Raw genomic sequence first — 7,323 nt, forward strand, 5'->3', positions numbered from 1 at the left:
GGTGTGAAGTTCCCCCCTCTTAGGTGGGAGAAAAGCCCCCATAAGCTCTGGATTAATTCGACTACATTCAGTGGGCGTATAAATCTCCCACTGAATAAGTCTTATTTAACAAATTTTAAATTTATGATATTCTTTTGCATAGGAAGAAGTATAGAATTTACGGCTTAGGAGGGATAATGTTATGTCCAATTTGTCACGACGTAACTTTGTGAAGATGGCCGGTGTGGCCATTGCCGGAGCAGGTCTTACCGGATTGTCGGGATTTGTAACAGGCTGTGGAGCAAAAGCCGCAGATAGTACAGTTCCTGCATCAAATGCCAATAAAGCAGCTGTACAAGCGTCAGATAAGTCGAAGGTATATTTTACCAAGCATATTGATGCAGAGCACCTTCAAAAGCTGTATGAAAAGGTTAATAGTGAAATAAGTGGTAAAATATCAATCAAGCTCCATACTGGTGAGCCCCATGGTCCCAATATTTTACCACGGGATATGGTACAAGCCTTCCAGAGCCAGATACCAAACAGTACAATTATCGAGGCCAATGTGGCCTATGGAGGACCCCGGTCTACTACGCAGCAGCATCGGGATACTTTGCAGACTAACGGTTGGACCTTTTGCCCGGTGGATATAATCGATGAAGACGGGGATGTGAATTTCCCGGTAAAGAACGGTTTACATCTTAAAGAGGTGGCTGTGGGAAGCCATTTGACTAACTATGATTCCCTGGTGGTGCTTACTCATTTCAAAGGCCATGCCATGGGTGGTTTTGGCGGTTCATTGAAAAATATTGCCATTGGCTGTGCCTCAGGCAAAAAGGGAAAACTGCAGGTTCATGGCGTTCAGGACTACGGTAAATGGGTCATGGGTGGTCTCTTTATGGAGCTTATGGCGGACAGCGGTAAGGCTGTTTGTGATCATTTTGGCAAGAATATTACATTTATAAATGTGATGAGGCGTATGTCAGTGGACTGTGATTGCGCCGGAACCAGTGCAGCGGAGCCGGTTATCCCGGATATCGGCATATTGGCTTCAACGGATATTTTGGCTATTGACCAAGCCTCTATTGATTTGGTATATAATTTTAAGGATTCCCGTAAAAATGACCTTATTGAGCGTATTGAAAGCCGGGAGGGCTTGCGTCAATTATCGGCTATGAAGGAGCTTGGTATGGGCAACGACCGGTATGAGCTGATTGAAGTGGTGTGAAAATGGTGAAGGCACATGAATAGACGGAATTTTATTATTGGAGGTCTGGTGGCGGTGGGGATGGTTTCTCTGGGGGGATATAGCTTTATACATCGACCGGAATTTGGGCGGTTGCCTCAGGGGGAGCGCTTGGCCCGCATTCAGGCTTCACCCCATTACATCAACGGTAAGTTTCAAAATCTAGTGCCAGTACAGGTGATGAGTGAGGACAGTGGGGAAAATCGGTTTGTTGCTACCGCCAAATTTCTATTTGGGGATAAGTCAGCCCTTTCCCCCAAGGAGCCTATGTTGTCCCATAAAACTGACTTGAAAAAACTGGATATCAAACAGGATTTGGTGGTGTGGATGGGGCATTCCACATTCTATATGCAGTTGGGCGGACGGCGAATTTTAATTGATCCGGTGTTCAGCTCTTATGCCTCACCAGTGTTTTTCATCAATAAAGCCTTTTCAGGCAGCAATATCTATACTGCTGCTGATATGCCGGATATTGATGTGTTGGCTATTTCCCATGACCATTGGGATCATCTGGATTATACTACAGTAATGGCTTTAAAAGACAAAATCAAAAATATCGTTTGCCCTCTGGGGGTGGGAGAATATTTTGAGCAGTGGGGGTTCGATCTGCAAATTCTTCACGAAGAAGATTGGGATAAGGAAATAAAAATTGCAGAAGATTTTTCTATTCATATTCTGCCGTCACAGCATTTTTCGGGTCGTTTTCTTACGCAAAATCCGACTTTATGGTGTGGGTTTGCCTTTGTAACGCCGATTCACAAGGTTTATTACAGTGGTGATGGGGGCTACGGGGCCCATTTTAAGGCCATTGGTGAGCAGTTCGGTGGATTTGATCTGATGCTTGGCGAAAATGGCCAGTATAATATGGCTTGGCACGCTATTCACATGTTGCCAGAGGAAACCGCTAAAGCGGCGGTGGATGTGGGAGCAAAAGTGTTGCTGCCTGCTCATGGCGGAAAGTTTGCTTTGGCCCGCCATCCGTGGCAGGAGCCATATCAGAAGCTGACAGAAGCCTCGCAGGGAAAAGATTATCAACTCCTTACTCCAGAAATCGGTGAGGCAGTAAATATTGAAGATATTTCATCAGAGAAATATGATAAATGGTGGGAGAAAATGGAGTAATCCGTAGCAATAATATGGAGCTTAAATTAAAAGACAGAAAACAATTTACGATTAAAACTGTGAAGGAAGTGTTGGAACAGGAGGGAATCATATGACAAAGGATTTGGAGTATGACATGTCTTTGCCATATAAGGTGGAGGTTTTTCCTACTCCATAAGGCGGATATGCTGCACGTGTTATAGATTTGCCTGGGTGTATTACCTGTGCTGACACTTGGGAAGAACTTCAATATATGATTGAAGATGCCAAACGGTGCTGGTTATCGTGCACTTTAGAGGATGGCATGCCTATACCAGAACCAAAAGATACTATTAATAAAGAAATAGCGTAGAATGAAAAGAATATGTATTAAAAGGAGCAGAGTCGAGAGATTCTGCTTTTTTGATGCTAAAAATAATTAATAAAAGTAAGGAGTGATACTTTATTATTTTTTAAAATGTTTTCACTTTAAGCAGGAACGTCCCCCCCTGTAGAAATATATCCATATAGAATATACATCATGAATGGAAGAAATATCACAGGGAGGAATTGCCATTAGTAACCATAACAAGCCGTCTTCAATGGAAAATTATTCTACATAAATGGAGGGATAAAAATGGCTGATTCAAAAATTTTTCACATTAGAGAAGGCGTAACAATTGAAGGAATAGGACACGAAGTTGAGATGTATTTACGTAATGAAGAGGAACTTACCGTTGAGGGAATGTCCTCGCCTGATGGTTATCTTGTTCAAGCAAAAGAATCATCGGGATGGAAAAATTTAACGGGGCTTGGAAAGGCTTTACAGGTACAGATTATTCCTAGTGGTGACAGCGATGTGCTGGTAAACATCGGCATAGGTAAATGGGCAGATAAAGTCGGCGCAGCCGGAGTTGGAATTTTACTCTTTGCCCCTTTGGCAATAACTGCGGGTGTAGGGGCATATATGCAAAAACAGCTACCGGATAAAGTATTTGCTTGTATAGAAAAGTATATCATGTCTGGCGGTAATTCAGTAAGGAGAAACATATCATTTGAAAGAACGGATTCTTCTAAAACCAAATGCCCATCTTGTGGCTCGATGAATCCAAAAGATACGAAATTTTGCTCGGATTGCGGTGGTAAATTATCGGCAAATTGTCCGTCTTGTGGTCAGGATGTGGAACTTGGTAAAAAGTTTTGTCCTCATTGTGGAAGTAGTATGGTGCTTAAAACAACATATAAATGTCCTTCTTGCGGTGCAGAAGTAGAAGAAGGTAAAAAATTTTGCGCTGAATGCGGGACATCCTTAGATGTACTTACAAAAGATGAATGTCCATCCTGTGGTGAACTCGTTAATAAAGGTAAAAAGTTCTGTCCATCGTGTGGTGCAAGCATGAGTGGCAAAAAAGTCTGCAAATGTGGAGAAGAACTTGATCAAAATCAAAAATTCTGCAGTGTATGTGGAAGTAAGGTTGAATAATTGAGAGACTATGAAAAAATTTCTGTAAATAAGATCTTCTATGGTTAAAAACAATATATATTTTATGTGTATGCCAGTCAAATGCTCACGGTCAGATAAATCGTGAGACAGTGCAGGGCAAACAGCTGAGGCTAGAATTACTCCAAGGTAATAATAACCTCAGCTGTTTTATATTGCTGAAAAATTAGTAGTTTATCCGGTCTTCGTACATAATGCTGAATTCGCCATATACGCGGCCCCAGTTGCGGATTGGTATAGTCCACTTTTTTTGTGGCCTCGGTCGTTGCCAGATACAGAGCCTTCATTAAAGCCTGTGATTCTAGAAATACGCTTCGCTGGCGGTTTAATCGCCTGTAGCTGAAATTCAGGCTTTCAATGGCATTGGTGGTATATATGACTTTTCTGACCGTAGCTAAAAACTTGAATATTGGTGTAATGACATCCCAGTTGGTAGTCCAGCTTTTTGTATGTTACCGTTGAGTTTGAATAATATACGAAATCCCTACGAACTGTTAATTTAAACAGTTTGTAGGGATTTTTTAATTACATCATTGTTTATTTAATTGCATCATTTTTGTAAATTTGATGTAATTGACATTGACAATGAGTATAAAGAATCTTCATGGAGACAAGAACCCCGCATATAGCAAATACATGGATGACGCAATCTTTAAGGTAAACACACCTTTGAAGCTCTCCAAGATTGTAGATGCAATGGATGAGATTTGTTCCATGATGGAAGAACTTCACCAGACAGACATCCGTGGTGATGTATATGAGTATCTTCTTTCCAAGATTGCTCAGTCCGGTGTTAATTTTTGTCCGTGTCCCCGTCTCAATTTTGCCTTGTACCAGGGGGACTTTTCATTTCAAAGAATACTTAAAAATTCTCTAAATCACTAAAATCAGCAAACTTCATTTCTGGCATCAATGCATCAATCCACAGGATAAACTGTTTCCAGTTTGGTGGATAAGCATTTTTACCAAATATATGCCGTGATTTTTGACCTTCTTCACGGTAGACTAGCTCCCATTCCAGCCCATCACAAACTATAACACCCATGGGGGGGAAATATTCATCATCCCAGGAGTTGATGTTGAGGGACTCCCATGCGGACAGCAGTTCTGGTTTTTTGATTGGAAGTTGTTTGTTTTTGTATAGAGTGGTTTCTTCTTTTTGGTCATGTGGCAAATTGAGAATTTCATATTTTGCACTGTGCTTATAAATACGAAGTCTTGCAGTATAAAAGATACAGTCAAGTGGAGCTCTGATTTCAAATCCTAGAAATTTAAGCATATTTTCCCCTTCCTTTCTATGACATGATTAATACATTTAAGAGTCTGACAGTGCAGCCTCCAGATTGGTATTATAGCGTGAATATATACTTTTTGTTTATTTAATTATATGTTCTTATTGTATTATTCGACAATCGTTACCTGGGCAAAAAAAGGACCTTTTAGTATCTATTTCATAATAAAAATTAGTGAAAACCATCAACATGCTGGTGAATGATGCTAGCAGGATGTTGTGGTGCCAGTCCAACAACACAATATATTGAAACAATCTTTGTCAGGGCATGGATAACTGACAATTGCCGGATTTATTGTATGGTGGAAGCATATCCAATCAAAATGAAGGTATTTCATTAAAAAAATAGAATTATATCAGTGCAGGGGAAAAGCCTATGTGAGATTTGACGGTTTTCTGATTTATGATATGGAGGTGCAGTATGCTTACAGCAGATGAGGCAATTTCACGACTTAAGGAAGGAAATCTGGCATATCAATCCAAGGATACCTTTCATTCCGATATTTCGGATGCAACCCTGGAGCATTTTGCCAAAAACGGGCAGGAGCCATATGCAATTATAATAGGCTGTTCAGATTCCCGGGTGATTCCCGAGAGGATTTTTCATGCCGCTATAGGAGATTTGTTTACCATCAGGGTGGCCGGAAATGTAATTGATGAGCATCAGCTGGGCAGCATAGAATATGCAGCCGGTCATTTGGGAGCAAAGCTCATAGTGGTGTTGGGCCATACAGGCTGCGGGGCAGTAAAGGCGGCAATCAAGCATGATCCCGATGGCTTTATCAAGTTCATCACCGATGAAATCAAACAGGCCATTGGGGATGAAACCGATGATTACAGGGCAGCTGTGTTAAATGTGCAACAAAGCATTAGACACATTGAGGACAGCCTGGAAATCCAAAAGGATGAGCAGGAAGGGCTGCGGGTGATAGGAGCAATTTATCGTATAGAGGACGGAAGCGTCGAATTTTTATGAAATGATACCTTGCAGCAAGGCTTTGGGGGAGGATGAATTTCCTCCCTTTTTTGATTGAATCCCTCATTGGGACCTGGACAAAATTAATCTAATTTTATACAGAAGGATGATTGGAAGGGATAAGTCCCTATGATGAAGAATATTAGAAGATGAAAAGGAATTCTCCTATTTTCAGGAACGCCGGGAGGAAAATGATATGGCTGATCAAATCAATGTAAATGAAGAAGACCTGAAGGAATTCAGGGCCACCGAGGAAGAAAAGAAATATGATATCAATGAGGATACCATCAACGAATATACAGAGGAATATTCCGAGGAAGGCCTTTGGGAAAAAATAAAAAAGCATGCTTCAAAAATAGGCCTGGAGCTGGTATACAAGGCTCTTCAGCTATTTTATGTGGCCCAATCCCCCCATTGTCCCAAGAAGGTGAAGATGGGTATATATGGCGCCCTTGGCTATCTGATAGCCCCAATTGATTTCATTCCGGACATCATGCCGGGAATAGGCTACACAGATGATGCAGCCGCTATAGCCCTGGCGTTGGTGCTGGCCCAGGCATATATCAATGACGAAATCAGGCAGAAGGCCAAAGCTAAGATTGCTGATATTTTTGGTGAGAAATATGCCAGAAAAATCAAATAAAACCCTGATCACCTACAATTTATAACTTGGTGTTCAAATATTTCTCTCCGGAAGAAAAATATTTTGACTGGCAAGTGCAATAAAAGCAGGGAGTGGTTGCGTTATGGATACGGTAATAATCACAGCCGATATTGTCTGTATAGGATTTATGCTGATAACTCTTTTTGGTACCATTGTGAATTCCAAGGTACACAAGGAGTCCACCCGTTGTTTCATCCTAAATCTGGTGGTAATCATAATTGGTACCGGTGTAGATGCCTATAAATGCTATCTTACTGTTGTTCCCCATACCCATTTTACCTGGCTGCTGGTCAGCATGTTGTCCTACTCCTTTGGTGGAGTCTGGCTCATTGTTTATTCCATGTACTTGGTATCCGTTATCCGTACCAAGGTCAAAATATCCTATATGACAATAAAGCCTGCTGTTATCATTGGCTTGGCGGATATTATCCTGGTCTTTATAGGAGGTATTACCGGGAACCTTATCTATATTGAAAACGATGTCTATGTGATAGGTCACTGGCGTTTGATACCAGGGCTGATGCCACTGCTGTGCGTTTTGTACCTTTTTGGGATTTTGGCCAAATACATTTCCAAGATGGAGCTA

Annotated in this window: 8 protein-coding genes and 2 pseudogenes; 8 read left to right on the top strand and 2 right to left on the bottom strand. The window is 41.3% G+C overall.

All coding sequences use genetic code 11. The features are described 5' to 3' along the window. Positions 1-181: 181 nt before the first annotated feature. The 4 genes and pseudogenes from K6C05_RS01145 (at position 182) to K6C05_RS01155 (ending at position 3,788) form a co-directional block, all read left to right on the top strand. A complete protein-coding gene (locus K6C05_RS01145) occupies positions 182-1,207 on the top strand; it encodes a DUF362 domain-containing protein (RefSeq protein ID WP_296730467.1) in 1,026 nt (341 codons plus the stop codon). Between the two features lie 15 nt (positions 1,208-1,222). Continuing rightward, a complete protein-coding gene (locus tag K6C05_RS01150) occupies positions 1,223-2,347 on the top strand; it encodes an MBL fold metallo-hydrolase (RefSeq protein ID WP_296730468.1) in 1,125 nt (374 codons plus the stop codon). Between the two features lie 175 nt (positions 2,348-2,522). Then, positions 2,523-2,678: pseudogene (locus K6C05_RS10980) on the top strand (type II toxin-antitoxin system HicB family antitoxin); the annotation flags it as partial. 264 nt (positions 2,679-2,942) lie between these two features. Further along, entirely contained in the window at positions 2,943-3,788 is an 846-nt protein-coding gene (locus K6C05_RS01155) for a zinc-ribbon domain-containing protein (RefSeq protein ID WP_296730469.1), read from the top strand. A 184-nt stretch (positions 3,789-3,972) separates the two neighbouring features. On the opposite strand, the pseudogene K6C05_RS01160 reads toward K6C05_RS01155, so the two are convergent. Next, positions 3,973-4,195 (bottom strand): annotated as a pseudogene (locus K6C05_RS01160) (transposase); the annotation flags it as partial. Positions 4,196-4,391: 196 nt separating this feature from the next. On the opposite strand from K6C05_RS01160, the gene K6C05_RS01165 reads away from it, so the two are divergent. Next, positions 4,392-4,691 (top strand): hypothetical protein, encoded by a 300-nt coding sequence (locus tag K6C05_RS01165; protein ID WP_296730470.1) that lies wholly within the window; start codon positions 4,392-4,394, stop codon positions 4,689-4,691. On the opposite strand, the gene K6C05_RS01170 is transcribed toward K6C05_RS01165, so the two are convergent. After that, positions 4,669-5,085 carry a hypothetical protein gene (locus K6C05_RS01170; RefSeq protein ID WP_296730471.1) on the bottom strand — a complete coding sequence of 139 codons (417 nt, stop codon included), beginning with the start codon at positions 5,083-5,085 and terminating at the stop codon, positions 4,669-4,671. The two genes, K6C05_RS01165 and K6C05_RS01170, sit on opposite strands and share 23 nt — an antisense overlap. Before the next feature lie 433 nt (positions 5,086-5,518). Here K6C05_RS01170 and K6C05_RS01175 point away from each other — a divergent pair, with 433 nt between their 5' ends. The 3 genes from K6C05_RS01175 to K6C05_RS01185 form a co-directional block, all read left to right on the top strand. Further along, positions 5,519-6,073 (top strand): carbonic anhydrase, encoded by a 555-nt coding sequence (locus tag K6C05_RS01175; RefSeq protein WP_296730472.1) that lies wholly within the window; start codon positions 5,519-5,521, stop codon positions 6,071-6,073. A 196-nt stretch (positions 6,074-6,269) separates the two neighbouring features. Then, complete coding sequence (locus K6C05_RS01180; RefSeq protein ID WP_296730473.1) at positions 6,270-6,716, top strand: YkvA family protein; 447 nt, start codon at positions 6,270-6,272, stop codon at positions 6,714-6,716. 103 nt (positions 6,717-6,819) lie between these two features. Continuing rightward, positions 6,820-7,323, top strand: a 504-nt coding sequence (locus tag K6C05_RS01185; protein ID WP_296730474.1) for a hypothetical protein, incomplete at its 3' end; no start/stop codon positions are given.

It is taken from the genome of Anaerovibrio sp. (assembly GCF_024697385.1).
Classification (GTDB): domain Bacteria; phylum Bacillota; class Negativicutes; order Selenomonadales; family Selenomonadaceae; genus Anaerovibrio.

Excerpts from the sequence above, each read along its gene's own strand:
- K6C05_RS01145 (WP_296730467.1), top strand. The coding sequence starts at position 182 with ATGTCCAATTTGTCACGACGTAACTTTGTGAAGATGGCCGGTGTGGCC.
- K6C05_RS01150 (WP_296730468.1), top strand. The coding sequence starts at position 1,223 with ATGAATAGACGGAATTTTATTATTGGAGGTCTGGTGGCGGTGGGGATG.
- K6C05_RS01155 (WP_296730469.1), top strand. The coding sequence starts at position 2,943 with ATGGCTGATTCAAAAATTTTTCACATTAGAGAAGGCGTAACAATTGAA.
- K6C05_RS01165 (WP_296730470.1), top strand. The coding sequence starts at position 4,392 with ATGAGTATAAAGAATCTTCATGGAGACAAGAACCCCGCATATAGCAAA.
- K6C05_RS01170 (WP_296730471.1), bottom strand. The coding sequence starts at position 5,085 with ATGCTTAAATTTCTAGGATTTGAAATCAGAGCTCCACTTGACTGTATC.
- K6C05_RS01175 (WP_296730472.1), top strand. The coding sequence starts at position 5,519 with ATGCTTACAGCAGATGAGGCAATTTCACGACTTAAGGAAGGAAATCTG.
- K6C05_RS01180 (WP_296730473.1), top strand. The coding sequence starts at position 6,270 with ATGGCTGATCAAATCAATGTAAATGAAGAAGACCTGAAGGAATTCAGG.